The organism is Enterococcus hulanensis, from assembly GCF_005405485.1.
In the GTDB taxonomy this organism is placed as follows: Bacteria; Bacillota; Bacilli; order Lactobacillales; family Enterococcaceae; genus Enterococcus_A; species Enterococcus_A hulanensis.
In genome coordinates, this window is record NZ_BJED01000025.1 from 1 (window position 1) to 24,485 (window position 24,485).

General features: G+C 39.8%; 27 protein-coding genes. 8 read left to right on the top strand and 19 right to left on the bottom strand.

From position 1 onward, the window contains the following. Positions 1 to 129 precede the first annotated feature (129 nt). From FFR60_RS20335 to FFR60_RS20345, 3 genes are all read right to left on the bottom strand, one after another. Positions 130 to 1,893 (bottom strand): choline/carnitine O-acyltransferase, encoded by a 1,764-nt coding sequence (locus tag FFR60_RS20335; RefSeq protein ID WP_137665592.1) that lies wholly within the window; start codon positions 1,891 to 1,893, stop codon positions 130 to 132. 456 nt (positions 1,894 to 2,349) lie between these two features. Then, entirely contained in the window at positions 2,350 to 2,862 is a 513-nt protein-coding gene (locus tag FFR60_RS20340; protein WP_137665593.1) for a dihydrofolate reductase family protein, read from the bottom strand. Between the two features lie 60 nt (positions 2,863 to 2,922). After that, positions 2,923 to 3,489, bottom strand: coding sequence for a DNA-3-methyladenine glycosylase I (locus tag FFR60_RS20345; RefSeq protein WP_137665594.1), 567 nt, complete (start codon positions 3,487 to 3,489; stop codon positions 2,923 to 2,925). Positions 3,490 to 3,632: 143 nt separating this feature from the next. On the opposite strand from FFR60_RS20345, the gene FFR60_RS20350 reads away from it, so the two are divergent. The 4 genes from FFR60_RS20350 to FFR60_RS20365 are packed head-to-tail and all read left to right on the top strand — an operon-like array spanning position 3,633 to position 6,745. After that, positions 3,633 to 4,019 carry a GntR family transcriptional regulator gene (locus tag FFR60_RS20350; protein WP_137665595.1) on the top strand — a complete coding sequence of 129 codons (387 nt, stop codon included), beginning with the start codon at positions 3,633 to 3,635 and terminating at the stop codon, positions 4,017 to 4,019. After that, positions 4,016 to 4,900, top strand: a complete 885-nt coding sequence (locus tag FFR60_RS20355) for an ATP-binding cassette domain-containing protein (RefSeq protein WP_137665596.1) — start codon at positions 4,016 to 4,018, stop codon at positions 4,898 to 4,900. Before FFR60_RS20350 ends, FFR60_RS20355 begins: the two co-directional genes overlap by 4 nt. Next, positions 4,897 to 6,123 carry an ABC transporter permease gene (locus tag FFR60_RS20360; RefSeq protein ID WP_137665597.1) on the top strand — a complete coding sequence of 409 codons (1,227 nt, stop codon included), beginning with the start codon at positions 4,897 to 4,899 and terminating at the stop codon, positions 6,121 to 6,123. Before FFR60_RS20355 ends, FFR60_RS20360 begins: the two co-directional genes overlap by 4 nt. Positions 6,124 to 6,130: 7 nt before the next feature. Beyond that, positions 6,131 to 6,745 carry a VanZ family protein gene (locus FFR60_RS20365; protein WP_249355053.1) on the top strand — a complete coding sequence of 205 codons (615 nt, stop codon included), beginning with the start codon at positions 6,131 to 6,133 and terminating at the stop codon, positions 6,743 to 6,745. A gap of 144 nt (positions 6,746 to 6,889) precedes the next feature. Here the strand turns inward: FFR60_RS20365 and ffh are convergent, their stop codons facing one another. From ffh to FFR60_RS20380, 3 genes are all read right to left on the bottom strand, one after another. After that, positions 6,890 to 8,305 (bottom strand): signal recognition particle protein, encoded by a 1,416-nt coding sequence (gene ffh / locus FFR60_RS20370; protein ID WP_137665599.1) that lies wholly within the window; start codon positions 8,303 to 8,305, stop codon positions 6,890 to 6,892. Between the two features lie 102 nt (positions 8,306 to 8,407). Continuing rightward, complete coding sequence (locus FFR60_RS20375) at positions 8,408 to 8,746, bottom strand: putative DNA-binding protein (RefSeq protein WP_088932897.1); 339 nt, start codon at positions 8,744 to 8,746, stop codon at positions 8,408 to 8,410. Next, entirely contained in the window at positions 8,746 to 9,207 is a 462-nt protein-coding gene (locus tag FFR60_RS20380; protein WP_088932898.1) for a 2-thiouracil desulfurase family protein, read from the bottom strand. The genes FFR60_RS20375 and FFR60_RS20380 overlap by 1 nt, the downstream gene beginning before the upstream one ends. A 122-nt stretch (positions 9,208 to 9,329) precedes the next feature. Here FFR60_RS20380 and FFR60_RS20385 point away from each other — a divergent pair, with 122 nt between their 5' ends. Together FFR60_RS20385 and FFR60_RS20390 are read left to right on the top strand one after the other, a co-directional pair. Then, entirely contained in the window at positions 9,330 to 10,025 is a 696-nt protein-coding gene (locus FFR60_RS20385; RefSeq protein WP_088932899.1) for a response regulator transcription factor, read from the top strand. Continuing rightward, on the top strand, positions 10,022 to 11,758 hold the full coding sequence (locus tag FFR60_RS20390; RefSeq protein ID WP_137665600.1) for a sensor histidine kinase: 1,737 nt from the start codon (positions 10,022 to 10,024) through the stop codon (positions 11,756 to 11,758). The genes FFR60_RS20385 and FFR60_RS20390 overlap by 4 nt, the downstream gene beginning before the upstream one ends. A 78-nt stretch (positions 11,759 to 11,836) precedes the next feature. On the opposite strand, the gene FFR60_RS20395 is transcribed toward FFR60_RS20390, so the two are convergent. After that, positions 11,837 to 12,709 carry a phosphate ABC transporter substrate-binding protein PstS family protein gene (locus FFR60_RS20395; RefSeq protein WP_137665625.1) on the bottom strand — a complete coding sequence of 291 codons (873 nt, stop codon included), beginning with the start codon at positions 12,707 to 12,709 and terminating at the stop codon, positions 11,837 to 11,839. A 241-nt stretch (positions 12,710 to 12,950) separates the two neighbouring features. Here FFR60_RS20395 and FFR60_RS20400 point away from each other — a divergent pair, with 241 nt between their 5' ends. Continuing rightward, entirely contained in the window at positions 12,951 to 13,151 is a 201-nt protein-coding gene (locus FFR60_RS20400; protein ID WP_137665601.1) for a DUF4649 family protein, read from the top strand. A gap of 41 nt (positions 13,152 to 13,192) precedes the next feature. On the opposite strand, the gene FFR60_RS20405 is transcribed toward FFR60_RS20400, so the two are convergent. Next, positions 13,193 to 14,359, bottom strand: coding sequence for a pyridoxal phosphate-dependent aminotransferase (locus tag FFR60_RS20405; protein ID WP_137665602.1), 1,167 nt, complete (start codon positions 14,357 to 14,359; stop codon positions 13,193 to 13,195). A 366-nt stretch (positions 14,360 to 14,725) separates the two neighbouring features. On the opposite strand from FFR60_RS20405, the gene FFR60_RS20410 reads away from it, so the two are divergent. Continuing rightward, the gene (locus tag FFR60_RS20410) at positions 14,726 to 15,091 is read left to right on the top strand and encodes a hypothetical protein (RefSeq protein WP_249355054.1); all 366 of its coding nucleotides are present in this window, start codon (positions 14,726 to 14,728) and stop codon (positions 15,089 to 15,091) included. Positions 15,092 to 15,125: 34 nt separating this feature from the next. Here the strand turns inward: FFR60_RS20410 and FFR60_RS20415 are convergent, their stop codons facing one another. The 11 genes from FFR60_RS20415 to rbfA form a co-directional block, all read right to left on the bottom strand. Continuing rightward, positions 15,126 to 16,028: a helix-turn-helix domain-containing protein gene (locus FFR60_RS20415; RefSeq protein ID WP_137665604.1), complete on the bottom strand. Its 903-nt coding sequence runs from the start codon at positions 16,026 to 16,028 to the stop codon at positions 15,126 to 15,128. Between the two features lie 87 nt (positions 16,029 to 16,115). Beyond that, positions 16,116 to 16,304, bottom strand: coding sequence for a DUF6440 family protein (locus tag FFR60_RS20420; RefSeq protein ID WP_137665605.1), 189 nt, complete (start codon positions 16,302 to 16,304; stop codon positions 16,116 to 16,118). Positions 16,305 to 16,454: 150 nt separating this feature from the next. Continuing rightward, positions 16,455 to 17,282: a MerR family transcriptional regulator gene (locus FFR60_RS20425; protein ID WP_137665606.1), complete on the bottom strand. Its 828-nt coding sequence runs from the start codon at positions 17,280 to 17,282 to the stop codon at positions 16,455 to 16,457. A gap of 12 nt (positions 17,283 to 17,294) precedes the next feature. After that, complete coding sequence (locus tag FFR60_RS20430) at positions 17,295 to 18,035, bottom strand: ABC transporter permease (RefSeq protein ID WP_137665607.1); 741 nt, start codon at positions 18,033 to 18,035, stop codon at positions 17,295 to 17,297. Next, on the bottom strand, positions 18,028 to 18,750 hold the full coding sequence (locus FFR60_RS20435) for an ABC transporter ATP-binding protein (RefSeq protein WP_137665608.1): 723 nt from the start codon (positions 18,748 to 18,750) through the stop codon (positions 18,028 to 18,030). The genes FFR60_RS20430 and FFR60_RS20435 overlap by 8 nt, the downstream gene beginning before the upstream one ends. 67 nt (positions 18,751 to 18,817) lie before the next feature. Beyond that, complete coding sequence (locus FFR60_RS20440; RefSeq protein ID WP_137665609.1) at positions 18,818 to 19,216, bottom strand: GNAT family N-acetyltransferase; 399 nt, start codon at positions 19,214 to 19,216, stop codon at positions 18,818 to 18,820. 94 nt (positions 19,217 to 19,310) lie between these two features. Further along, positions 19,311 to 20,258: a riboflavin biosynthesis protein RibF gene (gene ribF, locus FFR60_RS20445; RefSeq protein ID WP_088932911.1), complete on the bottom strand. Its 948-nt coding sequence runs from the start codon at positions 20,256 to 20,258 to the stop codon at positions 19,311 to 19,313. 47 nt (positions 20,259 to 20,305) lie between these two features. Further along, positions 20,306 to 21,262, bottom strand: coding sequence for a tRNA pseudouridine(55) synthase TruB (truB, locus tag FFR60_RS20450; RefSeq protein WP_137665626.1), 957 nt, complete (start codon positions 21,260 to 21,262; stop codon positions 20,306 to 20,308). 211 nt (positions 21,263 to 21,473) lie between these two features. Next, positions 21,474 to 23,555, bottom strand: coding sequence for a cation:proton antiporter (locus tag FFR60_RS20455; RefSeq protein WP_137665610.1), 2,082 nt, complete (start codon positions 23,553 to 23,555; stop codon positions 21,474 to 21,476). A 4-nt stretch (positions 23,556 to 23,559) separates the two neighbouring features. Continuing rightward, positions 23,560 to 23,850, bottom strand: coding sequence for a hypothetical protein (locus FFR60_RS20460; protein WP_088932913.1), 291 nt, complete (start codon positions 23,848 to 23,850; stop codon positions 23,560 to 23,562). Between the two features lie 207 nt (positions 23,851 to 24,057). Beyond that, positions 24,058 to 24,405 (bottom strand): 30S ribosome-binding factor RbfA, encoded by a 348-nt coding sequence (gene rbfA, locus FFR60_RS20465; RefSeq protein ID WP_088932914.1) that lies wholly within the window; start codon positions 24,403 to 24,405, stop codon positions 24,058 to 24,060. Positions 24,406 to 24,485: the final 80 nt, after the last annotated feature.

Sequence of the window (24,485 nt, forward strand, 5' to 3'; positions counted from 1 at the left end):
AAAACTATATTTAGCCATAAAAATACCGACCTCCCGAAGTTAGATTTTTGGTCTAACTTTTGGGGGTCGGTACAATCTCCTGATAGTATAGGCATTTTTATTATTGAACAGAAAAGCAAAGTAATACTGCTAAACTAAGTCCAACAGTTCAGCTAACTGTTCCAGATATTTCACTATTTTTTCAGACATTTCCTTTGCGGCATTCTCCTGCTCTTTTTTTGCAGAAATATCGATAATGATTCGATCATTCAGCAGACTATAATAAAGACCAAAACCGACTGGGTTCACCGGACCAAAGGTAAAGCTTGCTAGAATAGGAAAAGGAATTCCGGTCGAGGAAATAAAGTCACTTTGCATTTTCTTCAAACTGTCAGCTTGGAGAAAATAATTCGCCTTTTCTGGTTGAGCTTGTGTCAGCTGATTGATACAGCTTAAACCGAATAAATGACGCTCTATACCCTGCCCCATTTGACATTTTCCGATTCGCTGAGTGTGTGCAGCCGCGGCTTGATGAATTTTTTTAATTAGCAAAGAACGATCCGTTGCCTGTTCTTCTTGGAACCAGTAAGAAACGAGTTCTTTTTTTGATTGACTAATCGAGCGGGCAGAGGCTGTTCTTCCTTCGTAATAATGACGCATGGCAACTGGTTCGTACACACTTTGAAGTTGAGCAAACTGATCATATTGCGCTAACGCCAAAGCAATATGAAAGAAGGCATCCGGACTGATTTTGGCTTTTTTGATCAACCCTTTTCCAAAGTGTGAAAACTCGTGATGTACAAAAGCGTGTCCTTCATATACCTGCTGTACCTCTTCTTTGCATTCATTCAGCAAATCCATTGCTTCTGGTGTCAATAACCAATCCAGCTTTGTCAGCAACGGATTTGCCGGTCGTTTTTCGATCAACGGAGTTGCACTGCATTTCGTGAAAACTTGACTTAAAACATTTAAAACCGGTACGCCGTCGATAGCGGTATGCTCAAAATTTAGACTGACAGCGCCATTTTCGTGTATCAATAATTGCATAGTTTTAGAAAACCACTGATCTTGCCACCCTAGCAGGCCTTCCTTCATTTGATCTTGAGTAGATTCTGGTGCGGAGCTAGGAAGTCCGATAATAAACAGCGCATTTTTAATTAAATGAAGGATATGCTGATTTTCGCTTTTTTTCCCTAACTCTTCATAAGTTTGGTGAGCCAAATTGCGATTAGCACCACTCAAGCTTTCTACGCCAAAGCCCTGTTCATTTTTATCAGCGCTGAGAGAGCACAGATTTGCATGCAGCTCATCTGCACTGATTGCTTTTCCTTTATTATCTGTTACTTTTAATTGATAGAAGTTGCTATCCTTAATGACAATAATATGATTATTTTCAGGAGAATCGTCACCTACAAAAAACTTATCCTTACCGCTATCAGGCAACCGACAGCTTTTAAAAAGATTACGATAATAGCTCATATCCACATTATTTCCTTTAGGATCAAGCTCCAGCGGATAAGTCTCATTGATCAGTGAAAGAAAAATTAACGTCAGCCGCTCAATGATTAAAGCTGCTTTAGAATTTATTGAACCAAGGTGCTGGTGGTATTCGGGACGAATCGTCAAGGAAAAATTGGTTTCACTTTGAATATTTCCACGAGTATTCAGATAACTTTTTATCCAAAAAGGTGCAAGCCAGCTTCCTGTAGTGTTTTGAGCATGTTCTTCCAAGGCACGTTGTAAAACAGGTCCCTCCTGCTTAGCAAAACGCTCAGAGAATGTTTCAAATTGCAGCAACTCCTCCGAAGAAACAACTGGTTTTACCCATTCATTCAGTTCTTTCAATGTGTTTTCCAAATCAGGAACTGGCAGCTTCGCCAGCGTGCTTCTTAAATCTTCTGTATACTTCTTCATCTATACTCTCCTTCTGCTTCTTTTTCGGTTCTAATGCTAGTTTTACAAACCAACCCATCAAAATACAGAAACCAATAATTAATACCGATATCCAGATATTCTGCATTAAACTATTACTAGCACGCGTCTTGTCAATAGGATACTCTGATTGAGGAAATGAGAAAATTCCTAAAACGAAGTCGATTCACCGAATTTATCTAAGCTTAACATATAGAAAGCATGTTTTTGGAAGCGTTATAGTATTCTAGTTTAAATTTTTTAACTATATGGAGTGAAGAACCTTTTTTGATCATAAAACTCAAAGCAAGCGAAAGTTTCTTCCGCGGTTGCACACCGACAGAGTATAGATAAAATTTTTAACTGATAAAACTTTTAATCCGACCACAATACAAACTAATTAATTACATCAAAAAAAAGATTCCTTTTCCAGTTTTCATTGGAGAAGGAATCTTCTTTTTATTTTTTTAAATGTAATTGAGCAAATTGGCCAAATTGTTCCGTTTCCAACAATTGGAATTTCTGCTGATTGGTTTGAGGCAAGAATAACGGCACTCCCTCACCTAATAAAATCGGTACAATCTGAATCCACCATTCTTCGATCAAACCCGCCTCAATCACAGGCTTCAATAGTGCTCCTCCACCAACAACCCAAACGGTTTTATCCGAAGGAAGCTTCTTAATAAATTCAACTGGATCTTCATTAACCACCTGTATATTATCATCGACTTTAATCGCCGAATGACTAAAAACATAGTTTTTCTTTTCTGGATAGAAGACTTCTGACCCCGCATCACGTTTACCAACTTCATAAGTTCGCCGTCCCATTATCGTGTAGTCAATCGTTTGATAGAACTTTTCATAAGGTACAAGCTCTCCGCCTTCTTGATGATACAGCCACTCTAGTCGGTCCTCTTTATCTGCCAAATAGCCATCTAAACTGATCGCTCCATAAAAAACTGCTCTTGCCATCAAACCCCTGCCTTCTATTCAATTTCTTTGCGTCACAAACATCCTGAAAATTAGTCAGCACTAATCTTGCACTAACTCCTTATGACGAAAACACTCAGTTTCATGATCATTCACGATTCCAACTGCTTGTAAAAAAGCATAAATCGTCGTGCTGCCAACAAACTTGAAGCCGCGTTTTTTCAAATCCTTTGCAATTTTATCTGATAAGTCAGTTTTAGCAGGTACCTCTGAAGCGGCCCCCACTTTATTATCAATTACTTGATGGTCGGTATAGCCCCATAAATAATCCGAAAAACTTAATCCTTCAGCCTGCATCTCTAAAATTTTCTGTGCATTGATGATAGCAGCTTCGATCTTGCGGCGATTACGAATAATTCCGGCATCTTGCATTAACTCTTCTACCTTTGCTTCATCAAAATTAGCGACCTTTTCGATCTCAAATTGTTCATATGCTTGGTCAAAATTAGCCATTTTATTCAAAATAGTTTGCCAGCTTAACCCTGCTTGGTTCATATCCAAAACCAGCTTGCGAAACAGACGTTGATCATCATATTCTGGAACACCCCACACCGTATCATGATACACCTGCATATTTTCATTATTACCTGACCATTGACAACGATACATCTTCATCACTCCTATTTTTAAATTTTAAAAAAGCGAACATACGCTCCCCTTTAGTATAGCAGAAAATGAAAAAAAGTCATTGCCTAACTAAAGTGTACTATGTATACTAGTACACATAAACAGCCGAATAGGGTGGTGATGAGATGGTTCATATCGATAAAAACAGCAGTCGAGCCTATTATGAACAATTAGTATTAGGAATCAAAGAAGATATTTTACATGGAATTCTGCAGCCTGGTGACAAGATTCCCTCAGTCAGAGAAATGGCTAAACAGCTTTTGATGAATCCCAACACGATCAGTAAAGCTTATAAAGTGCTGGAAACAGAAAAAGTTTTAGTTACGGTCAAAGGCAAAGGCACCTTTGTTCGTGCAATTGAAGAAACGCCGCGAGATGAAATTCGCGTTCAAGAACTAAAGAATGACTTAAATGAATTAGTCATTGAAGCGCGACACTTACAAATCTCACAGGAAGAATTAGTGCAATGGATTAAAGATGCAGAAAAAAGTTTAGGAGGTCACTCATCTTGATTGTCAAACAGCTAACCAAAACAATCGATCACCGCTCAGTCCTAAAAGACATCGAGTTTGAACTATTTGAAAGTGAAATTGTTGGTCTGGTCGGCCTCAACGGTTCCGGAAAGACTACCTTACTACGTGTACTAGCTGGACAATATCTACCAGACACGGGCGATATCACGATCGACCAAAAATCAGTATTTCAACATCCGATCGTTAAACAAGAAATCTTTTTTATTGATGAAAAAGAAAATTTTTTACGAACGTATTCTTTGCGAAAAATCGCCAAATTTTATCAAATAGCTTACCCGAAGTTTAATCAACTATTATTTTCAGACTTAGTCAAAAAACACGAATTTTCATTAAAACAGAATTACCGTCAGCTTTCAAAAGGTCAGCAAGCATTATTCCAAATTATTTTAGCTGTCTGCTCCAACGCACGCTATTTATTGTTGGATGAGCCCTTTGATGGGTTGGATGTCATTGTAAAAAAAGAAGTAATTGGATTATTAATGGAACATTTGGGTGAACACTCGCGAACTGCTCTGATTTCATCCCATAATCTGACTGAATTAGAAAATTTGGTTGATCGTGTTTTACTCTTAAAGAATCAGTCGATTATCAAAGACTATCGCTTGGAGGAAATGCGGGAAAATGCCAAAAAGCTTCAACTTGTTTTCAAAACAAAAAAAGTCCCTTCTGTGGTGAAGGAAAATTCCAAAATGCTGGATTTTCAAGGGCGGGTGGTTACGGTTGTCTTTGAGCATTTTTCAGAAGAACTAGAGGCTGCAATCAAAGAATTCGATCCTCTCGTTTACGAAGAATTACCTTTGTCCTTAGAAGACCTCTTCGAAGCAAATCTAAAACAACATAGAAAGGGGAGCTTAAAATGATTCGGTCCATTTACTTTGAACGTTATAAGAAAGTTTTGATTGCGGCTTGCGTGCTAGTCATTGGTTCATGCCTCTTTAATGCTGTGAACCAAAATAACCGATGGAAAAATGCATATAATGATCCGAACGATAAGCAATTCTACGAAGAGCACAAAGAAAATCTGTCCTCTTCATGGGACAATGTTGAAATGAAAGAAGTGCCGTTTGCTTCATATAAGGATTATCGTCAAGAGCAACTTATTTTTTATAGTATTGGCTCACCTGATTCTTTCTATACACAAGAAGGAGTCACTTTTGAAATAATTTCAAAAGCATCCAACTATTCCAAAATGTTTCCTTATGTTTCAAATTTCTCTTATATGTCTGAAGCATTTCTATTACTGTTCGTTCCTTTGATTGGTTTTTTACTCTTTTTTATTGATCAAAAAACCGGCTTTAACCAGTTTTTATTCTCATTAGGGGCTTCAAGAAAAGAACTGTTCAAGAAAAAGCTTTTATATGTCGCATTGCCTTTTCTGCTTTCGATCCTAGTTGGACAATCACTTTACGCTGTTTTGATTCATACATTAATTCCTGCGCCATATATGAATGCAACGCTGGGACAACTGTTTACTTCTGTCATCAGCAACTTTTGTTTGCTATCCTTCATGTTTGCCAGCAGCGCCTTTATTGGATCAATGGTAGGAAATATTGTTTTCGGGCCCTTAACTTGGGCCGTTTACTGGTGGTTAATGCTTAATTTCCCACGTAGTGTTTATAGTGTAGGAAATATCATCTACACAGCAAAGCAAATTACGCATAAACAATTTCCTAAAACTTTATTTGTTAGTTCAGTTGGAAAAATGGGTGGCCACTGGTGGATGAATCTACTATTTATTTCACTCAGTTCACTCCTTATGTTTTGGGCTTTCAAAAAATATCAAACTATCTCGCTGGAAAATGATAACGCCTATTTACTGCACAAAAAATCTCGTTGGCCAATTTGGGGAATAATGACGCTTTTTACCTCATTTATCCTTAATACTAGCTTCTTTGATCCGTGGGGTTACTTTTTAAGCAGAAAAATTTATGAGCAGGCCGATATTTCAATCAGCAACCCAATCTTGTCAAACATTACTGTAACTTTAATTGTCGGTCTAATCTGCGCATTTATCATTTTTTTCCGCGGGTTTACAAAAACTCTGACCCGCGCCTTGAACAAACTAAACCAGCGAACGGGGTGATTCTTTGATGATTTTAGATATTCTATTCCTAATCTATCGCGTTGCCTGTATCTTTTTACCGTGTCTTATCTATCAATTCTTCACGTTAAGAAGGAAAAATGAAAATATTTTTCTTTCATCCATGATTTGGCGTTGGGTCTTTCTGTTTTATCTTTATCTAGTTATCGATGTCACTGGGATTGGAACACTTGGGGATATTCTCAGCTACCCAGAGTTGATTCGATCTGAGGAAATTAATCTCATTCCATTTCAATCTGGTGTTGGTATGTTGAATATTCTGAATATCATCATGTTTACACCGCTAGGATTTTTATTACCGCTGATTTGGAAGCAGTGTCGCAACTTAGGAACTACAGTTTTATTAGGCTTTGAGTTTTCGTTAATGATTGAGCTTCTTCAATTATTTAATCGCAGAGCGACGGATATTGATGATTTGCTCATGAACACTCTCGGTGCGCTCTTTGGCTTTCTCATTTGGAAATTCAGTCAAAGGATCATTCACAAAGTTCCTAAAGATATTCAGATGTTTCCTAAACGAGAACCGCAAATCTATCTGCTTCTAAGTCTTGCTGGCGTCTTCTTTCTTTTTCACTGGCGATTCTTTCTGAAGCTGGCTCTTTAATAAAAAATGTATCTACCCCAATACACGTACCACTGTATACTCGACATTAACAACGATTTGTTTTGAAATAGCTGTACCGCATTATGAAAAGTTTAACGCATAAAAAAAGCGTCTGTCTCGTATTTGAGACAGACGCGGCTTTTCTTATTTGCGTTTCTTTTTTCTCTTTTTGTTCTTCTTGACCATACGATTCATGGCCATCTTACCCATTTTCCCTTTGATACCTGTGCCAAACATTTGATCCATTCCTGCTGGCATACTGCCTTTACTCATTTGCTGCATCATTTTGCGTGATTCTTTGAATTGCTTAATCATGCGATTGACTTCTACCACTGAGTTGCCTGAACCAGCGGCGATACGCCGGCGACGGCTTGGGTTCAACAAATCTGGATTTTCCCGTTCTGCCGGTGTCATTGAGAAGACCATAGCTTTTTTACGCTCGACATCTTTAGGATCGACTTTGACGTTTTCAATACCAGGCATTTGACTCATACCAGGAATCATTTTCAGCAGATCCTCGATTGGGCCCATCCCCATTACTTGATCCAATTGCTCGATAAAGTCATTGAAGTCAAAGCTGTTTTCCTTCATCTTGCGGGTAAGCTCTTCCGCTTTCTTCTCATCGTAATCTTGTTGGGCTTTTTCGATCAGGGTCAGCATATCCCCCATACCCAAGATTCGGCTAGACATCCGATCTGGATGGAAGACTTCTAAATCAGTCAGCTTTTCACCTGAACCAATAAATTTGATTGGCGCACCAGTCACAGCACGAATCGACAGCGCCGCACCACCACGAGTGTCACCATCTAATTTAGTGATGACCACCCCGGTAATTCCCAGCTGTTCGTTAAAGCTTTCTGCGACATTAACGGCATCTTGACCGGTCATGGCATCGACAACTAGCAGAATTTCATTCGGCTCGGCGATTGCTTTGATTTGTTTTAACTCTTCCATTAAAGCTTCATCAATGTGCAAGCGACCAGCCGTATCGATCAAGACATAGTCATTTTTATTTTCTCGAGCTTGTTCCATCCCTTTGCGTACGATCTCAACCGGACTGACATCCGTGCCCATATCAAAAACGGGAACATTCAATTGTTGGCCTAAGACTTTCAATTGGTCGATGGCCGCTGGACGGTACACATCACCTGCGATCATTAAAGGACGCGCTTTTTCATTTTTAATCAATTGGTTGGCAAGTTTTCCAGCAAAGGTTGTTTTACCTGCCCCTTGCAAACCAGCCATCATGATGACTGTCGGGATCTTTGGTGATTTTTCGATACCGACTGCTTCAGATCCCAGCGTCTTAGTTAATTCTTCATCAACGATTTTGACGATTTGTTGTGCTGGGGTCAGGCTTTCCATCACTTCAACACCTAAAGCTCGTGTACGTACTTCCTTCGTAAATTGCTTCACAACTTGTAAGTTAACATCGGCTTCTAGTAAAGCGAGACGAATTTCTCGCATCATTTCAGTGATATCTGATTCTGTCACTTTTCCTTTTTTACGTAATTTTCCCATCGCAGCTTGTAGGCGCTGCGTCAAACTTTCAAATGCCATTGCTTATTTTCCTTTCTACTATTAAGGTACAAATTTTCTCAAAAAAATCCTGTGTCCAAACGGTCAATCAATTTACCAAATTATAAAATCGATCTGACATTTTTATTCGTCTAAATCTTGTAAGCCCGTGATTGTTTCGGCTAAGAATTCATCTTTAGGGTAATGCTCGGTTACATACAGCTCCAGCTTATCCAGCTGCTCTTCTCTTACGATGTAATCAGAAAATAAATGCAGCTTGCGCTCGTAATCTTCCAAGATTTTTTCTGTTCTTTTGATATTATCATAAACCGCCTGCCGACTCACCTGATATTCCTCGGCAATTTCTCCTAAAGAAAAATCATCAGCGTAATACAACTCCATATAGTTCATCTGCTTTTCTGTTAACAGCGTCGCATAGAATTCAAACAACGCGTTCATGCGATTCGTTTTTTCGATCTCCATTACGTCATCCTCATTTCTTGCCAATTTTCTTCAGAATAAACGGGTAATCCCTGTTGGATAAAATACGCGGTTGCCACACCCGCTCCTTTGATTCGCGTACCGGAGAAGCTGCCATCATAGATTAAGCTGCTGCCGCAGGACGGGCTTCTTTCCTTTAGAACCAAGCCTGTAATCTGCAAATCGCGCAATTCTTCGTAGGCTTTGATTGCCCCTTGCTTAAAGGCTTCAGTCAAATCATTTCCTGCATTGTCCAAAACCCGTGCTTTGCCCTGCCACACATCAAAACCATCGCCGCCTTGTATCTCTGCAGGATGCCGTGGTGTTGGCAGTCCGCCTAAAACTTCTGGACAAACCATGATTGCTTGACCTGCTGACACCAAATGCTTCAGCTCTGTGATTTCATTTGATCCACCGTCATAACGACAAGCTATGCCGCCTAAACAAGCACTAATTCCCAACATCGTTATTTCTCCCATCAAATTAATAGAAAATAGGTGACAAAACTGCCTTCCCATTATACCATTTATTCAGGTATGGAAATAGTCTTTCACAAATGAAAAGTTTTTTAAAAAAGGAGACCCTTATGAAACGTGTATTAGTCGTAGACGATGAGCTTTCGATCGTAAAGCTGCTAAGCTTTAATTTAGAAAAAGAAGGTTATGCTGTCACTACCGCCGAAGACGGAAAAGAAGGCTATGAGCTGGCCTTGAATGAAAAATTTGATTTTATTATTTTAGACGTGATGCTGCCATCGATGGATGGGTTGGAAATCGCGAAAAAATTACGGCAAGAAAAAGTCGACACACCAATTCTAATGCTCACCGCTAAAGACGATGCGATTGACCGCATTTTAGGGTTGGAGATCGGAGCCGATGATTACTTGACTAAACCGTTCTCTCCTCGAGAAGTATTGGCCCGAATGAAAGCCATCTTCCGGCGAGTGGAGCCGCGCCAAGAAGTTATCGAACATGAATTTTTAACAGCCGGCGAGATTAAGGCCGATCTTTCTAATTATCAAGTGACTGTACGAGATAAAAAAATCGAATTGACTCCAAAAGAGTTTGAACTGCTGGTCTACTTTATGAAGCGTAAAGAGCGTGTAATCGATCGCGACACTCTGCTTGATCGAATTTGGCAGTATGATTTTTCTGGGCAAAGTCGGATCGTGGATGTTCACGTGTCCCATTTACGGGAAAAAATCGAAGTTGATCCCAAGCATCCGCAATACCTGCAGACTGTCCGGGGCTTCGGCTATAAATTTCAGGTGCCGGCTCAATGAAACGTAAGCATTTAGACTATCTAATTCCCTTCTTGCTGATTTGTCTGCTCTTTTTTGGCAGCTGGAAATTAGCCAATCATTTCTATACAAAAGAATTATTGGAGCAGCAGGAAGAATTTCTGACTAGTAATGGGGAGCTTATGATCCATCGGTTAGACCTAAATCAGCTGGATTCCAGCAATAACAAACAAGCGATCGAAAGTTTTTCTAAAGAAGCCCATGACCGAATTACATTATTAGATGCAAAAGGAAAAATAATTTTCGACAGCACGGAACCGAATCTTACTGGGAATCGTGAAAATAGACCGGAAGTAAAAATAGTTTTAAACAGCAATGATGTTGGTTCATCGGTTCGCTACAGTACAACGCTAAAAACGGAATTGCTCTATACTGCTCAGCCGATTCGCTCTGGCGATGAAACGGTCGGAATTTTGCGTGTCGCAAAAAGAACCTCCGCCTTTCAACCTAAAACGCGGAATTTCCAGCGGACGATTTTTATTATTTTGTTCTTATTTTATGCGTTTATCTATTTGATTATCTGCTATTTGACTTATCAGCGAAATCGACCGATCGAAACAGTGCTGCCGGTTTTACAGCGAATGTTGAAGGAACCCGAAAAGAGCAACTATGTCATGCAGGATTCGCCGCAATGGCAGGAGCTGTATCTCACAGTCAATCAAATTAGTGAACAGCTGAATGAAACCTATGCGGCCTACACCTCAACCGAGGAGCAATTTTCAACACTCTTTCATGAACTGACTATCGGAGTCTTCATTCTTGATACCGAAGGACGCTTCATCATGATCAATCCGGCGATGGAAGAGTTATTACAAATTGGCGGGGCCAATGAGCACTATTATTGGCAAGTGATTGAGGACAATAAATTTATTCAGTTGATCCAGCAAGTTCTAGTGGATAAAAATCAAGTCCACCAAGAAATTTCAGCCAAACTGCCAAGCTCGATGAATTTAGATATTCGTCTGCGGTATATTGAAAATGAAATCAAAGGGGATCAAATCATGGGAACCGTCTATGATCTGACCCATGTTCGCCGCTTGGAAAAAATCCAACGCGACTTTGTGGGAAATGTCTCACACGAATTAAAAACACCCGTAACCTCTTTATTAGGTTTTACGGAAACTTTATTGGATGGTGCCAAGGATGATCCAGAATTGACCGAAGAATTTTTGAACATTATGCAAAATGATGCGAAGCGTTTGCAGCGATTGATTCAAGATATCATCGAATTATCAAAAGACAGTGATGATCTGGCTGAGGATCGGCAAACGATCGAACTGAATCATTTTCTTCACCAGCAAATAGGCTTGTACGAACATTTACTGAAGAATAAACAAATCACCGTTGTTGTCGATGGTGCAGAAAACTGTTTTTATCAAACACGCCTAACATTCTTCCAACCGATCATCAAAAATCTTTTGGAGAACGCGATTCAATATTCACCTGAAGAAAGTCTGATCGAGTTAAGCTATCGCCTAACAGAGGAATTGGAAATAACCGTTACCGATCACGGAATTGGGATGTCTCAGAATGATCAAAAACGTATTTTCGAACGCTTTTATCGCGTAGACAAAGCACGTGCCCGCAACTCTGGCGGAACCGGACTAGGACTTGCGATCGTCAAAGAATACAGCGAGATTCTCGGCGGAACGATTGAAGTTGAAAGTCATCCAAAACTTGGCTCAACCTTCATTCTTAAATTACCAAACAAATAAGGATCGCGGAATAATCCGCGATCCTTTTTTTATTTAGGGAAGCTGTTGATTTGTCTTCAATCACTCCTGTGAAGCTGTTTATTTCACTGTGCCGTCAACAGAGCGTTCAACTTTCATTGAAGTAATTGGCAAGTAGCCCAATTCTTTGACTGGACCTGACTGGATGTCATCGCTGGTCATGTATTTCAAGAAATCGGCTAATGCCTTTTCTGGTTTGCCATTTGTATACATATGCTCGTAAGACCAGATAGGCCATTTGTTAGTAGTGATATTTTTGTCGTTAGCTGTTACACCATCTAATTGCAGTGCTTGCAGACTATCATCAACGTAAGATAAAGCAAGGTAGCTGATTGCACCTGGAGTCTGCGCCACGATTTTTTTCACCGTACCCGATGAATCCTGTTCTTGTGACTGAATCGGTTCTTTACCGTCTAATCCCCATTTTTCGAAGGTCGCGCGTGTTCCGCTGCCTGATGCCCGGTTCACTACTTGGATCTCTTCGTCTTTTCCGCCAAGCTCTTTCCAATTCTTGATTTTTCCTGTAAAGATATCGATTAATTGTTGTTTGCTGACATCTTTCACACCTACATCTTTATTTACAACTGGGACAAAGCCAACTACTGCGACTTTATGATCCACTAATTTACTAGCGTCCACGCCGTCTTTTTCTTCAGCAAATACATCGGAGTTGCCGATTTCTACCGAACCGCTCTCAACTTGGCTCAAGCCTGTACCGCTTCCGCCGCCTTGAACAGAGATTTGAACGTTGGGATGATCTTGAGTATAGCTTTCTTGCGCCGCATCAACTAACGGCTGCAAAGCGGTCGAACCTACTGCTGTAATTTTCGCTGTATCCTCTTTAGCTGAGCTGGGATCCTTTGTTGCATTGCCGGTACCGCACCCAGCTAGGATAATCCCTGAAAATGCTAATGCTAAAATAATTTTCTTCATCATGTACACTCCTTATAATAGATCATGCTTTTTTGAGAAATCGACGCAATCCATTGGGCCGCCTCTCATATCTTTAGTACATGGTTACTTTACCAATGGAAAGTAAATATCCTGTTGAATGCATGTAAACGATCGGTAAAGAACTGTAAATGTTTGGTAAAGACATATTAGCTTACTTTTTATTAGTTTTGATGTACAATACCTTTGCAATGAAAATTACAAATGAGAGAAGCGAATAAAGATGTTAGTGATTACCTATGAACTAAACGACTCTGAAAAAGAAAAAACGTATCCTAGTGCCAATGATTTTGTTGCGGCACAGTTAAAAGAGGTTCCTGATCTGCCAGATTATTATCATGTAGTGAGAGCAACTATTGATGGTAAAGAAGTCGACTTGACTGAAAAGACCATCAGCGGTCTTTTCAACTACTTAAATAACTAAAAAAGAAACGATCAAATCTTTTTCGATTTGATCGTTTCTTTTTAATTTTCTACATATGCTGCTAAGCGGTTCATTGCTTCGACTAAATTTTCCATTGAAGCCGCATAACTGATTCGAACATAGCCTTCACCTTCTCGGCCAAAGGCGATTCCCGGAATAATTGCTAATTGATTTTTTTCGGCAAGGTCAATACAGAAAGTCATCGAATCTTGTTCAAGACCTGCCGGTATTTTTGCAAAGATGTAAAATGCACCAGAAGGTCGTGCTACTTCAAAGCCTAGTTTCGTCATGGCTTGATAGACATAATCACGGCGTTCTCGATACTCTTCTCTCATTATTTCAGCGTCAGAAATCCCTTGTACTAAGGCACGAACTGCAGCCTTTTGGGAAATCGTCGAAGCCGCTGTTACCAAATATTGATGGACTTTGATGATCTGCTCAGTTAATTCCGCCGGTGCGAAGATAAAGCCGATGCGCCAGCCGGTCATGGCATGAGATTTTGACAAGCCATTAATTAAAATCGTTTGTTCCCGTAAATATTTTCCGAATGAAACATGCTTCGTCTCATAATTCAGCTCACTATAAATTTCATCGCTGATTACAAAAATCGGATATTTTTTCAACGTCTCGCTCAACGCAGAAACTTCTGCTTCATTGTAAGCCACACCCGTTGGATTGGATGGCGATGTGATAATGATTGCTTTGACCTTATCCCCATGCTCTGCCATCGCCTGATCGATTTGTTCCGGTGTTAAGACAAAACCAGTTTCCCGAGTATCGATATAAACAGGCTCAGCACCCGCCAATAAAATCAGCGGTTCATATCCTGGATACGTTGGTGCCGGCAGCAATACTTTATCCCCTGCCTCTAAAATGGCTAACAAACTAGCCGACAGCGCTTCGGTTGCTCCTACGGTCACCAAAACTTCGGTCGTCGGTTCATAATTCACTGTATATTTCTCAGATAAAAAACGGCTCGCTGCTTCTCGAACATCGATCAAACCAGACATGCCGGTATAATGGCTGAAATTATCCTTGATCGCTTGCTGCCCTGCTTCTTTGACGTGCTCGGGGGTATTAAAATCCGGCTCGCCTAATGTCAGCTTCAGCATATTAGGAATTCCAGAGACTTTTTCATCAAATTGACGAATCAATGAGACGGCGATTTCATAAACATTTTTGTTAAATCGATCTTGCAATTTATTCATATAACCCCTCCATTTTTAATCATATTATCACAATCTCTCAGATAGTAAAGAAAAAATATCTCCTGTCTATTTGCTTAGTAATCGCTATCTTAGCCAAATTCCCGTTGATTTCTGCTATTGATTTATTTTTACTTTCTGAATTTTTAAAGATTTTTATTGGATTTCTTTCTTTTTTAAACTCGCAAATTTTACTTTCGGAAGAAAAAATTTAGCTCTAAACAGATAATGTTTTGTTGATAGCAGCATAAAAGAACTTTCATTATCAATCGTATTTTTTACTTTTATATTGCTTTGACCATTCTTCAATCATAAAATAACTATAGAAAATTATTTAAGGAGGTTTTTTCGCTGAATAGGAAAAGAATCATGCAAAGTCCCTTTATTTTCTTTTTGATTCCCTATGTCCATCTTTCATTGGCAATTGATTACCTCTTTGACTCGATTATAGGAATTTTTCTATTTTTAATTCTTACGGTGATTATCGGGTTTTATGCTAAAATAACGCAACAGATTTCCTTGCTGATCATTGGAAATATCATCAATATATTATTGAGCAGTCTGCTAATCATTTTTAAAAGTCCTTTGATTACTCTGTACCATACATCTTCGCCCTTCACAGCAGCCGTCCCCTTGATCGCACTATTTCTAATTACACAGCTGACTGGTATTTTTTGGGGCTACGCGTTCCACAAAGAAGCAGCACTTTCAATTGATAAAGAAAAAGAAAATTAAAAATCTTCGGATCGTTAAATTGATCCGAAGATTTTTATTTGTTATTTGTCGGTTTGATCCATATTTCGATTTTTGGATCATTGGTCACATTTACATATTTCTGAATCAAAAATGGTTCCATCTCTTCCATTCCGATGTCATGTTTTTGCAGCCACGTTCCAAAAAAATAGTTGTTTGCTTTATACAAAGCATCTTCTACTAAATACTTAAAATTCTCCGCCTCAAATGTGCAGACATAAAAATCACCAGACTCTAGACAAAATTGATCAAACCCAGCGGCTTCACTGCTATTAGATAGACCGCCTACAAAATATTGAACTTTACCCGGTGTGGCATCGGTCGTAAAATAATCAACTTCAAGTCCATCTTCCGTCAAATTGGGAATCGTGTCTTTCTTCTCATGAAATTCATCCCACAATTCAATCAGTGTGTTCACACCAGCAGTATTCATTTCTCTCGCATCTACTTGTCGTGAAATACCGGTGTAATATTCTTTTTTCTCAAGTTTCCGCTGGTTTATTTCCAACACCATATCATCAACCATCAGCGGCACGCCCTCATCCACCAGCGTGTAATAAATCGACAAATCCGGCTTCAAAAAATCCGTTAGCAAGATTTTACTTTTACGATACACATCAGGCGTGATTCCATAAATTTCTTTAAAGGCCTTAGTAAACGTTTCGTGACTATTAAAACCGTACTCCAGCGCAATATCTGCGATTCTTCGATCAGTCGATCTCAATAAAGGTTTCGCATTTGCAACTCTTCTAGCCTTGATATACTCATTCACTGTTTTTCCAACCAAACGGCTAAATAATTTTTGAAAATAGTACAGCGACAAATAGGAAACTTTTGCCAAGTCTTCAATCGTTAATTCTTCTTTGATGTGCTCTTCAATATGGTCTACTGATTTTTGGATAGCTTCCCAAGCATGCATTTTACTCACTCCTCACTCGATTACCTTTTTCCTTTATAATAAAAGTTTAGCATAAGAGTAAAATACAAGCTTGTTCGCTAGTGCCGTTTATAATTTATTCAATTCTTCGGCTGGTGTGATGACTGGTTTCCCCTCTTTGTCTAATAACGGCGTTAACCCGCCAGCATAACCAACTTTGTTAAACATGTAGTTCACACCCGTTTCACGATCAACAAAGACCATGATTGCGTCCAATTTCCCTTGAGAATACACCCTTACAAAACGTTCTTTTGCCATTTTTCTTTCCTTCTTTCCTTTTTTTATAGCGTTTTCATTGAAACTAAATCTAGCGTAGCACAACCGACTCAACCAAACAATTAATTTTTGTCATTTTTCTTCAACAAATCACAAAAAAAGAAATCTTTTTGCAAAGATTTCTTTTAATCCTTATATTTTTTTGACAGGAATTTGGATTTCTGTCAGCCAGTCATACTCAGAGTCCTTATTCCAAAGCCCATCAATATAATTTTCTCGAGCTGAATCAATAATCTCGTAACCATTATTTTCAACAAATTCGATTGCTGCGGCATATGCTTTAGGAATACCTTTATATGAGCCCTTATGCATTGTACAAACTGCCTCAGGTACTTCATCAATGTATTTGAATTTTAAGTCACCTACATCTTCCTTCATTTCAGTCACAGCTTCGCAGATTTCGATATCGATGTTTTCCTCTTTATACTCATTATCATGGTAGATATTAAAACAATATTCCGGTACAGCACATACACACCCCGCTCTTTCCATCTGTGCACCCATCTCAGGAATCGTCGAAAACAGCGCCTGAAAATTCGGGACAGTTTTCCGCATCGAAGCGACGATTGCTTCCGGCAGCTTTTTGACTACCATATGATAATTTTCTTCTTCCTGTTGTAGATAGCCTTCGATCTGAGAAAGCATCGACATACGTTCGGAAATTTCTTTCATTAACTGCTGCTTCTTCCGTTGCAAGATGCGCTGCTCACTTACACCGTCTTGCACTTGCTTGATTTCTTCAATACTGTAGCCGATTCCTCGCAGTGCTAAAAGACGATGCAGCGGCTCCAGCTGGCTGGAGCTATAATAGCGATACCCATTATCAGGATCGATGAAGCGGGGCCGCAGCAGCCCCACTTCATCGTAATACCGTAATGTTTTGATTGTCACTTGATTCATTTTAGAAAACATCCCGATGCGATAGAGTTTTTCTTCGATTTTTTCACATTCCTGTTCCATGAAGTCCTCCTTTTATTCCCAACGAAATAGTTTCGCAGCTAATCCGAAGCCTGCGACTGTGATCACACCCAATAGAATCAGAACAAACTGCGGATTACCGACTGGTTGATTCAGACTGACACTCTTTAGTAGTTGAACGCCTTGTGTTAATGGCAGAACACTTGCAACTTTTTGCATTCCTTCTGGAAAGATTTCAAAAGGAATCACGGCACCCGATAAAAACAGCATCGGAAAATAGACTAAACTGCAAACTAGATTCGCGATCTTCATGTTTTTACACACACTGGCGATCAATAGTCCTAGACTATACATAGCAATCATAACTAAAAAGTAACTAGCAATCAATAATCCCCAGCTTCCCCGCATCCGATAACCTAGAAAAACAACCGATACAAGTGCTACTAATCCAGCAGAGATGATTGCCGTGACCATGGCAACGACCACCTGAGTAGCGATCAAATGACCTGGTGAAGCAGGTGTCACGAAAAAGTGCTTGAGTATTTTCTTGTCGCGATAATCACAAATTGTCAGCGGAATACCCATGAAAGCAGTCGCACAAATACCTACGGCTAAAAGAGAACTAAAACTGCTGTCTAAAAAAGTATAGGAAGCATTGCCCGCTTGCTTATTCCCCGCAATCATGGTGATCAATAGCAAGACACCTAAGGGCATGCCGATTCCAAAAAGAACACCATCAATTGAACGAAGCGCTAATTTTCCTTCGATTTTCGCTAAGTTAAGTACCTTATTCATCTTCATCCTCCCCTACATACCAAAGATAGGCATCTTCCAGATTATTTTGACAACTCTCAGTCAATAACTCAGAAACTGTTCCTTCCGCGACCATGTTGCCTCGCTTGATCAGAAAGAGTCGATCACAAAGAATCTCGGCCTCTTCCATATAATGAGTCGTCAAGAAGATTGTCAGTTGCGTCTCTTTGAGTTTGAGCAAAGTTTGCCAAACGTTTCTGCGTGCTTCAGTATCCAATCCCGTCGTTAATTCGTCCAAGAAGATAATTTCTGGATCTGGAATCAAAGCGAGTACAATAGAAAGTTTTTGTTTTTCGCCGCCTGAGAGCTTCTCGACAGGCTGTGCTTCAAATCTTTCTAACTTAAATAAGTTCAATAATTCTTGATAATCTCGCGGCTCTTTGTATAAACTTGAGATCTCTCGGCATAATTCCCCCACCCGGATATTATTTTGATAACTGGAAGATTGTAGTTGTACGCCCACTCGTTCAAAAACTTCACGGCGCCGTTTACGCGGGTCCAGCCCTAAAATTTTGGTAGAGCCTTGATCGGGTCGCTTGATTCCTAAAAGTGTTTCAATCGTAGTCGTTTTCCCCGCTCCATTTGGCCCCAACAGACCAAAAACTTCACCTTTATTGATGGTGAAGGATAGTTGGTTGACGATTTTCTTTCCGCCAATTTCTTTTGTTACTTGTTTTGCTTCGATAGCTGGATTCACTCTGATCCTCCCCTTTCATTAACAGAATACTATCTCCTGTTAAGGGAGAGTCAACAGCAGAAAAAAATTATTGCTGCTTCACGATAAAAATCGTTCCTTCTTTCTGATAACCTTGTTTTTCGTAATAAGGATCAACATCGCTCATTACATACACCTTTTGCTCAGGGAAATCCTTGCAAGCTTGCTCCATCAGGTAGCGGCCATAATTTTTCCCGCGACAACTGGCATCTACCAATAAATCGTACACATAAACACCAAAACCATCATCTTCGCGACAGCGAGCATAACCGCAGAGCTTTTCAGCCTCGAAAAGTAAATAGGTCAGAGAAGTTTGCAAAGCAGTCGAATATTTTTTTCGCTCCTCGCCGCGACAATATTCGTTCCACTCCGCTTCCTTTTCCATCATCACAAATAATTGATCTTCATCAGTTTTTTTATAAGGTCGAATATACCAATCATTTCCCATTTAAATGACTCCTTTTTATTTTATGATAGCAAATACGATTCGGTTCTGCTTCGGTAAATTTTGTCAAAAAAAAAGACATCCATTTCTGAATGTCTTAGTTCTGTTCAAAATAATCTCGCGCAGCCTGCTCATCCGCATCCAGCTGCTTAATCAACCCTTCAACTGATTCAAAAGCTACTTGTCCCCGCAGCATATGATACCAGCGCACCTTGACCTTTTCACCATAAATTTCTTGATTAAAATCAAAAATGTTGATCTCAACCGTCAGCATCCGATTCGAACCAAAGGTGTCATTATGTCCGATCGATCCCATTGCCGGATACCACTCATCGCCGACTTTGATTTGATTAACATAGACTCCTTCTTTAGGCAATTTCATATCATCAGGCACTTGAATGTTTGCCGTGGGATAACCGAGAGTTCTCCCGCGTGCTTCCCCATGAATAACAGTTCCGCTAGTTTCATAAATATACCCTAACAAATGATTCGCCTCATCCAAACGTCCCTCCGACAGCAATCGGCGAATACGTGAAGAACTGATTTTTTCGGTTTCATGCTCTTCTGTTTTCTTCGCAACGATCACCACTTCAAAACGATCCTTGGCATATTTAGGAAGATGCTTGGCATCGGCGGTTTGATCCTTGCCGAAATTATAATCGAAGCCTGAAACTGCGGCTTTAGCATGCAGCCCAACGATATACTGATCAACAAAAGCTTGCGGATTCAGTGCGGCAAATGACGAGGTGAATGCTACTTCATATAAAAGATCCACACCTAACTCTGCCATGCGTTCCTCTTTCTGTCTTAAAGTAGAAAGATATTTGATTGGTTTGCTTTGCACTTGCTGGAATACAACTGCAGGATGTTGGTTAAAGGTCATCACCGCTAATTTTAAATTCTTTTCTTGCGCAATCTTTTTACCAGTATTAATCACTTCTTGATGTCCCCGATGAACACCATCAAAAAAACCTAAGACTAACACACAATCTCCTGCAGGAATTTCTTCTGGTTTATAAGGATGACGTAGTTTTATAATTTCCATCTGACATGCCTCCTGATTCCTATCCATGAATTTATTTAAGTTGTCTATTATTCGTTATCAGACAAACTGTGACTAGCAGGACTGACTTCGTTTCGTATCACTTTGCTGGGCTTTAGCAGCCAATTTTTTTCTGGATGCTGTCCATACAGACTGACTAACTGATCATTATAAAAGAAAGCAATCAGTTCGCCCGGCATTTGCTTGATTCCAAAAGCCTTCATTGGTAAAACCTGCCCATTTTTAACTTTTTGCCAATCAGCATCCGTCAAGTCGATCCGCGGAAATTCTTTCATTGCCTCTTCGATCGGCTGTAGCGCTTGATCGATCTGACCTTTTTCCATCAGTTCGCTGACTTGAGCTAAGGTAGCCGCCTGCCCTACCGAAAAGCCGCCGCTGGCTAAACGTGTCAGATCAGACATGTGCGCTGGATAGCCCAGTTTTTCACCAAGGTCCACCGCTAAGGTTCGAACATAGGTCCCTTTGCCGCAGGTTACCTGAAACCGCCAGCTTTGCGTTTTATTCGCTTCATTATAAACCGGCTCTGTCGTCCGTTTAAAACTTTCAATTACCGCCTTACGCTCTGGTCGTTCCACCGTCTCACCAGCCCGTGCATATTCATATAAACGCTTGCCGTTGACTTTGACAGCCGAATACATCGGAGGGATCTGCTTGATTGTCCCGATGAATGTCGCCATCATTTGATCAATTTCTTCTATTGAGAGTGGTTGCTCTACGGCTCTAGTCTCGACAACTTCACCGCTGCGATCCTCCGTTGTGGTAGAAAAACCCAGTGTGATCTCACCTTCATAAATCTTTCCGCTATCTTGTAAATACTCGATCACTTTGGTTCCTTTTCCAATACAGATCGGCAAGACACCATCCACATCAGGATCTAACGTACCACCGTGACCGACTTTTTTTGTTTGTAAAATTTTTCTTAGTTTAAAGACACAGTCATGACTCGTCATGCCGCGTTCTTTCCATAACGGCAAAATACCGTCCATCGCTGTTTCCTCATTTCCATTTATAATCAACGTTCCCATTATAGCATAGCTGCTCTGAGAAATGGCAAGTCAACGCTGGCTGCTTGACACTGTATTTAACTGTCGAAGAATACATAGCTCACTCAGCAGACAGACGATTCGACTAGACTTTCTAAACAATGTATTTTTACTTTCTTAAAGCACAAAAAAACCGTCAATTATAACTGACGGTTTAGTAATTCTTTTCTTTAGCTTTTTTCTTTTGACGTTGCCGATTGATCACAAATGAAATACTTGGATCAGATGGCTGCTGCATTGCATAGGATTCTAATTGATTGACTTGGTGCCGATAATTATTGGCCGCAAAATTAGAAATGTCCTCATTGCCTTCGTACTTATCAATAAGTTTTCTTTCCAAATAAAACCCGCGAATCAATTCTTTCGCATAAATTGGATCTTGCTGAATCAAATAGGTGCCAAATAATCCATGACCGCTGACTTGGTGCATCAAATTTTTCCGTTCATCAACAAAGAAATCAATCAAATCTTCATCATAAACATCCCGCAGGTTTTCTAAACTATCTAATATCGCTTCGCTGTTGCGAATAAATATTTTTCTAAGTGTAGAAATATCTTCATTGTCCACTGTCTCTTTACGCTTCTGCCGCCGCTGCCAAAACATTTTTGGATGCATAATGACACGAATAATACGCCGAACAAAGATCAACCAAAAACTAAGTAAGGACAACATTTGTTTCGTAACCGATTCAGACACGTTTGAAATAAAACGTGAATACAAGCGATAAGCGCCTGAATCAATTTGATGGCGTCTAAAGCTTTCATCCAGTCCGTCGCGTTCAACCGAGATAATCAATGCTTGGATTTCTTGAAATTCCTGCTGCGCACTTTCCGGCATCGAATTATTAAAGACCATTTGAATACGCCCTTGATAATTCGCAATTACGGCAAGCAGTGCAAAGCGTTCTTTTTCGCTTAACTTTTTATTATCTAAATCTTCGTAAAGCTCGCTGATCACTTCACGAAGAATCAACATTAACTTAGGATCGGTAGGCGGTACAACTTCCCCTTCCGATAGAATCGGCAACAAAATCATACCGATGATTAAGGTTAAAAAAGTCACGCAGGCTGTAATGAACAATAGCAGCGATCGTTCAGGAAACTCCAAACCATTGATTGTTGTCGGTAAAATGAAAATTGTAGCGATACTGACAGTCCCCTTAACACCGCCGAAGGTCAACAACAATCGATCTCTCAACTGTTCATGATTTCTCTTCCAGCCTTGGGTAACGATGTAAAAACCACTAACAAACATGAATCGTAAAACGAATAATAGAACCGTGAGTAACAATACGATGCCTAATAGATGAATGTTGGAATAATTTCGACTATTCCAGACTGGAGAAAAGACTTGGGATAGTTCAATCCCTAAGAAGATAAAAACTAATGCGTTCAGCATAAAGCTGATCGTGCTCCATGAGCTTTCAGTTACATTAGAAAGCTGGGCTTCGAATAAATTAACTCTCCGGAAGCCGGTTGCCTGCAAGACACCTGTAACAACCGCTGCAATAATCCCGGAAGCATGAAATAATTCCGCAATAAAATAGGCCGCAAACGGCAAAATCAATTCAATCAGCAGATACGCCGATACGTCTTGAGCTGAGATGCGCTCAATAATTTTTATGACTTCATTTTTGACCCAAATGATTACTAAACCAACTAAAACACCAACGATACTTGATTCAAGTAAAGAAACTGACGCATCCGCCGCAGAAAATTGACCAGTCAATAACGCAGCTACAGCAAACTGAAAGGCTGTTACGCCCGTTGCATCATTGATCAGTCCTTCGCCTTCTAAGACGTGCATCACCGATTCAGGAATATTTAAACGTTTCGCCAGCGAACTAACCGCTACCGCATCAGTTGGTCCTAAAGAAGCTCCAAAAGCTAAACAAGCCGCGATCGGAATCGCTGGCAAAATACTATGCAAAACAAAACCCAAACCAAACAAGGTAAAGATCACGCCGCCAAAAGCCAGAAGCAAGATCAAACCGAAATGTTTCAAGATCGACGGAATATCTGCGGTCTCACCTTCTCGGAATAATAAGGGCGCAATGATCATTACTAGAAATACTTCTGGCTCAAAATGGATGGAGCTGCCGACTTCGGTAAATCCAAGAATGATACCGATAATGATTTGGATCATAAAGATTGGAAACGACGGGAAAACTTTTGCTAAAACATTCGATAAGGTAATGGCAATGGCTAAAATGATAATAATCTCAATTAAGCCCATTCACTCACCTCTTGGAACAATTCTCTTTTGCCTTAAATAATAATTTTAAGAACTCTCTTTTCTTGATAATGATTCGATCTTCCAAATCAGACAGTTCTTTTGATTCACCATCTAACGAAAGCTGAGCACGCTTTGTTTCCATACGCAGCAAATCATGCTTCATTCGTTCTAATTTACGAGAAGTTAAGACATTGATTCTCTTTATTTTTTGTTTAACGGCTTTACGTTCTTCAGGGCTCAGGTTTTCAAATTCTTTATGGAGAGCCTTCATCCGTTCTTCAAATTCCGTAGTCATTTTAGACTTTGCCTCCTTGAAAAAATATCCAGCAAAAGGATTAAATACAAACTGCATACACTTTAACAGGATTTGTCCAATAATGCAATCAACACAGTATCCAATTCGACAACCAACCATTAATTATTAAACTTCTCAATTAAACCGCACCAAAAAAGGGCAAATTGTCAAAAAAGAACCCGAAAAATTCTTCGGGTTCTTACGAATTTATTCTTTATTTAAGTCACGGATCATTTGATCGATTTTAGAACCATATTCAACTGATTCATCTAATTCAAAAAATAATTCTGGTGTTTTATAGATCGATAGGGCATGGCCTAATTCACGACGAACCAAGCCGCTTGCTTTATTCAATCCTTCTTGTGCCTTTTCTTTGTCTGATGCCTTATCAGATAATAGGCTGTAATAAATCGTCGCTTGCTGCAAGTCGCCTGTGACATGAACATCAGTGATGTTTACATCCTGGACCCGCGGATCACGAACTTTTTTTCGCAAGATGTCATTGACCTCTTTTAAAATCTCTTGAGCGAGACGACGATCGCGATAATTTGGCATAACGACTGCCTCCTTGTTCATACTAATTCATTTGCCTTCGATACTCCGCTGCATATTAAAAATACACAGCGGAACTGGCA

Excerpts from the sequence above, each read along its gene's own strand:
- FFR60_RS20460 (WP_088932913.1), bottom strand. The coding sequence starts at position 23,850 with ATGACTACGGAATTTGAAGAACGGATGAAGGCTCTCCATAAAGAATTT.
- ffh (WP_137665599.1), bottom strand. The coding sequence starts at position 8,305 with ATGGCATTTGAAAGTTTGACGCAGCGCCTACAAGCTGCGATGGGAAAA.
- FFR60_RS20415 (WP_137665604.1), bottom strand. The coding sequence starts at position 16,028 with ATGCATGCTTGGGAAGCTATCCAAAAATCAGTAGACCATATTGAAGAG.
- FFR60_RS20390 (WP_137665600.1), top strand. The coding sequence starts at position 10,022 with ATGAAACGTAAGCATTTAGACTATCTAATTCCCTTCTTGCTGATTTGT.
- FFR60_RS20405 (WP_137665602.1), bottom strand. The coding sequence starts at position 14,359 with ATGAATAAATTGCAAGATCGATTTAACAAAAATGTTTATGAAATCGCC.
- truB (WP_137665626.1), bottom strand. The coding sequence starts at position 21,262 with ATGGACGGTATTTTGCCGTTATGGAAAGAACGCGGCATGACGAGTCAT.
- FFR60_RS20350 (WP_137665595.1), top strand. The coding sequence starts at position 3,633 with ATGGTTCATATCGATAAAAACAGCAGTCGAGCCTATTATGAACAATTA.
- FFR60_RS20360 (WP_137665597.1), top strand. The coding sequence starts at position 4,897 with ATGATTCGGTCCATTTACTTTGAACGTTATAAGAAAGTTTTGATTGCG.
- FFR60_RS20440 (WP_137665609.1), bottom strand. The coding sequence starts at position 19,216 with ATGGGAAATGATTGGTATATTCGACCTTATAAAAAAACTGATGAAGAT.
- FFR60_RS20455 (WP_137665610.1), bottom strand. The coding sequence starts at position 23,555 with ATGGGCTTAATTGAGATTATTATCATTTTAGCCATTGCCATTACCTTA.
- rbfA (WP_088932914.1), bottom strand. The coding sequence starts at position 24,405 with ATGCCAAATTATCGCGATCGTCGTCTCGCTCAAGAGATTTTAAAAGAG.
- FFR60_RS20425 (WP_137665606.1), bottom strand. The coding sequence starts at position 17,282 with ATGGAACAGGAATGTGAAAAAATCGAAGAAAAACTCTATCGCATCGGG.
- FFR60_RS20410 (WP_249355054.1), top strand. The coding sequence starts at position 14,726 with ATGCAAAGTCCCTTTATTTTCTTTTTGATTCCCTATGTCCATCTTTCA.
- FFR60_RS20345 (WP_137665594.1), bottom strand. The coding sequence starts at position 3,489 with ATGTATCGTTGTCAATGGTCAGGTAATAATGAAAATATGCAGGTGTAT.
- FFR60_RS20395 (WP_137665625.1), bottom strand. The coding sequence starts at position 12,709 with ATGAAGAAAATTATTTTAGCATTAGCATTTTCAGGGATTATCCTAGCT.
- FFR60_RS20365 (WP_249355053.1), top strand. The coding sequence starts at position 6,131 with ATGATTTTAGATATTCTATTCCTAATCTATCGCGTTGCCTGTATCTTT.
- FFR60_RS20340 (WP_137665593.1), bottom strand. The coding sequence starts at position 2,862 with ATGGCAAGAGCAGTTTTTTATGGAGCGATCAGTTTAGATGGCTATTTG.
- FFR60_RS20335 (WP_137665592.1), bottom strand. The coding sequence starts at position 1,893 with ATGAAGAAGTATACAGAAGATTTAAGAAGCACGCTGGCGAAGCTGCCA.
- FFR60_RS20430 (WP_137665607.1), bottom strand. The coding sequence starts at position 18,035 with ATGAATAAGGTACTTAACTTAGCGAAAATCGAAGGAAAATTAGCGCTT.
- FFR60_RS20385 (WP_088932899.1), top strand. The coding sequence starts at position 9,330 with ATGAAACGTGTATTAGTCGTAGACGATGAGCTTTCGATCGTAAAGCTG.
- FFR60_RS20380 (WP_088932898.1), bottom strand. The coding sequence starts at position 9,207 with ATGTTGGGAATTAGTGCTTGTTTAGGCGGCATAGCTTGTCGTTATGAC.
- FFR60_RS20400 (WP_137665601.1), top strand. The coding sequence starts at position 12,951 with ATGTTAGTGATTACCTATGAACTAAACGACTCTGAAAAAGAAAAAACG.
- ribF (WP_088932911.1), bottom strand. The coding sequence starts at position 20,258 with ATGGAAATTATAAAACTACGTCATCCTTATAAACCAGAAGAAATTCCT.
- FFR60_RS20420 (WP_137665605.1), bottom strand. The coding sequence starts at position 16,304 with ATGGCAAAAGAACGTTTTGTAAGGGTGTATTCTCAAGGGAAATTGGAC.
- FFR60_RS20375 (WP_088932897.1), bottom strand. The coding sequence starts at position 8,746 with ATGGAGATCGAAAAAACGAATCGCATGAACGCGTTGTTTGAATTCTAT.